Genomic DNA, 2,729 nt, shown 5'->3' with positions numbered 1-2,729 from the left:
AGGTTCACACTGGTAGGCGAGACCGGCAAGTGCCTCAAGTCCAACACGTTCTACGGCCTCGCGGTCGAAGCCTGCAACGGCTCCGAGGCCCAGCTCTGGCAGATCGGCGCACGGGGACGGGGTGCGGGGCGGGGGTGTCGGCGACTTCGAGGCAGTTGCCGCCGGTTCCGTCGCTGTAGCTGGACTTGTGCCAGACAGGCGTCATGGTGCCGTGCTCAGGGCTGCTGCGCTTCATGTGCATATCCCTCCGCCGTAGACGAGATCAGAGCCAGGGACGCCTTGGGCGAGAGTGCGGTGGCCCTGATCAGATCGTAGGTCAGCTGGTGCCGTGCTACTGAGGCGGGATCATCCAACAAGCGCCCTGTGTAAGGACTGTCGAGATAGGCCAGTGGTGGGGCATCGGCGAACGACATCAGCTTGATCGCCGATGTCATCGCCGCGTGCGCGCCGACGTCGAAGGGGAGGACCTGCGCGATGATGCGATGCCGTCGAGCCAATTCCGCCACGTGCGCCAAGGCCTCCGCCATCACCTCAGGACCGCCCACCTTGCGGTGCAGCACGGCTTCGTCGAGCACTACCCAGATCAAGGGCTTCGTCGGGTTCTCCAGGAGCCGCGCGCGGGCGAGGCGAGCGTCGATCATGCGGTTGATCGAATCCTCCGGGGCCGTCGGCTGGTATGCACGGAACACGGCCCGTGCATACGCCTCTGTCTGGAGCAGGCCGGGAATCAGCAGCGTGGACGACTCCATAATCGATGTGGCCGTGGTCTCCGCCTCGGCAGCCTCCGCGAAGTGGTCCGGGTAGCGGGACTTGCTCGACACCTCGCAGTTGCGGGTGAAGAAGTCCGCCGTGCCCAACACCTCGTCCAGTCGGACCGCGTGCTCCCGCAGGATGCGGCGCGTGCCCGCCTCCATCTGGCCGATGTAGGAGCCGCTGACGAACAGTGGCTCGCCGAGTTCGTCCTGCGTGAGGCCGGCCTTTATGCGGGCGTGGCGGAGCTCCGCGCCGAGGAGCGCCCTCGGGGAGGTGGACGGGTCGAGATCCTTGGGTCCGGGCATGGGACAACTCCAGGAGCAGCAGGTCGCGTTGTTGGGCCGCCGTCTCTTCCCAGGTTAGCGAGGTGACGGACACGCTGGGTGAGGAAAGTGAACACTCAGTGCTGGAGGAGTCCGCGTCATGGGACAGGTCGTGCGTTCGGGGGAGCGGCTGCGGGCCGCGGAGGAGGTGGTGGCCCGGCTGAAGGACGGGCTGGACGTGGTGTCGGTGACGCTGCCGTCGTTGCGCGTCGACGTCGTCTCGCTGGCGAGTGACGCGCCGTATCCGCTCATCGAGCTGGGGCGCTGCAATCTCGACACGGCGCTGCGGCTCGCGGCCGTCCTGAAGGGACTGGAGAAGTGAGGGCGGCGCCCGGGGCCCCGGAGCTCGGGACGTATGCGGTCGATGTGCGCGACGGCCGGGTGGGCCGGGTGATGGCGTACTTCGGTGCGTACGGGTATCTGCGTCCGGTGGGCGGCGGGCGGGAGTGGGACTGCCCGCCCGCCGACCTCCGCCCGGCCGAACCCTCCGAGGTGCTGCGGGCCCGGGTCCGGGTGCGCAACGCGGAGGGCCGGCTGCCGTAGCGGGTGCCGGGTCGGCGGGGAGGTCAGCTCGCCCAGAGCTGGGATTTCTGGGTCGCGTCGCATGCCGCCTTGGCGAATCCGACGTTGCTCGTCATCGCGAGGCACATGCCGTCGGAACTCTTCAGCGTGTGTCCCCCCGCCCCCCGTGCGCCGATCTGCCAGAGCTGGGCCTCGGAGCCGTTGCAGGCTTCGACCGCGAGGCCGTAGAACGTGTTGGACTTGAGGCACTTGCCGGTCTCGCCTACCAGTGTGAACCTGGTGGACGACACCGGCTGGTAGGTCCATGTGTAGTACCGCTTGGTGCCGTTGGCCCCCGGCTCGCCGCACACCGCGTTCATGACGGACGAGCTGCCGGAGAACGTGTTCTTGTTCTCCGCGACGCACCGGCCGACGGCGAGGTTCTGGACGCGCCCGCTGGTGGACGGGGCCGGGGGCGGCGCCGGGGCCTGGCCGCCGCCGGACGCGCCGGAACCGCCCGAGGAACCGGACCCGCCGGAGCTGCTCGACCCGCCGGAACCGTCGCCGCCGCTGCCGTCCGAGGTGCCCGGATCCCGGCCGCCGTCCGAGCCGCCGGCTCCGGCGCCCTCCGCGCCACCGCCTCCGGAGACCCCGCCCGGGGCGCCGGTCGAGGGCGACGCGCTCCCGGCCGGAGACGCTCCCGGTCGGCTGGGCGACGGGGAGACCCCGTCCGGCGACGGAGCGGACGAAGGGCTGCCGGACGGCGTGGGCGAGGGCTTGGCCGATACGCCCCGGTCGCGGCCGAGGCCCGGGATGTCGTACGGGGAGAGCGCCACGGTCAGGGTGGTGCCGGTGACCACGACGATCGGCAGCACCAGCAGCATCGTCCGCCTGCGCCGCTCGCGCGGCTTCTTCGCCGGGGGTGTGCGGCGAGCCGGGGGCCAACGGCACCAAGCGGTACTACACATGGACCTACCAGCCGGTGTCGTCCACCAGGTTCACACTGGTAGGCGAGACCGGCAAGTGCCTCAAGTCCAACACGTTCTACGGCCTCGCGGTCGAAGCCTGCAACGGCTCCGAGGCCCAGCTCTGGCAGATCGGCGCACGGGGGGCGGGGGGACACACGCTGAAGAGTTCCGACGGCATGTGCCT

General features: G+C 70.1%; 5 protein-coding genes. 2 read left to right on the top strand and 3 right to left on the bottom strand.

Annotated features, from left to right (window positions below):
- Positions 1 to 34: 34 nt before the first annotated feature.
- A complete protein-coding gene (locus EAO77_RS35830) occupies positions 35 to 205 on the bottom strand; it encodes a DUF397 domain-containing protein (protein WP_261994305.1) in 171 nt (56 codons plus the stop codon).
- 10 nt (positions 206 to 215) lie between these two features.
- Positions 216 to 1,058 carry a helix-turn-helix domain-containing protein gene (locus EAO77_RS35825; protein WP_147992483.1) on the bottom strand — a complete coding sequence of 281 codons (843 nt, stop codon included), beginning with the start codon at positions 1,056 to 1,058 and terminating at the stop codon, positions 216 to 218.
- 118 nt (positions 1,059 to 1,176) lie between these two features.
- Between EAO77_RS35825 and EAO77_RS35820 the strand changes: the two genes are divergently transcribed.
- Both EAO77_RS35820 and EAO77_RS35815 read left to right on the top strand, forming a co-directional pair.
- Complete coding sequence (locus tag EAO77_RS35820) at positions 1,177 to 1,398, top strand: hypothetical protein (RefSeq protein WP_147992482.1); 222 nt, start codon at positions 1,177 to 1,179, stop codon at positions 1,396 to 1,398.
- Positions 1,395 to 1,619 (top strand): hypothetical protein, encoded by a 225-nt coding sequence (locus tag EAO77_RS35815; RefSeq protein ID WP_147992481.1) that lies wholly within the window; start codon positions 1,395 to 1,397, stop codon positions 1,617 to 1,619. The genes EAO77_RS35820 and EAO77_RS35815 overlap by 4 nt, the downstream gene beginning before the upstream one ends.
- A gap of 23 nt (positions 1,620 to 1,642) precedes the next feature.
- On the opposite strand, the gene EAO77_RS35810 is transcribed toward EAO77_RS35815, so the two are convergent.
- Entirely contained in the window at positions 1,643 to 2,545 is a 903-nt protein-coding gene (locus EAO77_RS35810; RefSeq protein WP_222723742.1) for an RICIN domain-containing protein, read from the bottom strand.
- Positions 2,546 to 2,729 lie beyond the last annotated feature (184 nt).

The sequence above is a fragment of the Streptomyces sp. T39 genome, from assembly GCF_008042045.1.
GTDB lineage: Bacteria > Actinomycetota > Actinomycetes > Streptomycetales > Streptomycetaceae > Streptomyces.
This window is presented reverse-complemented; position numbering and strand designations above follow the sequence as displayed.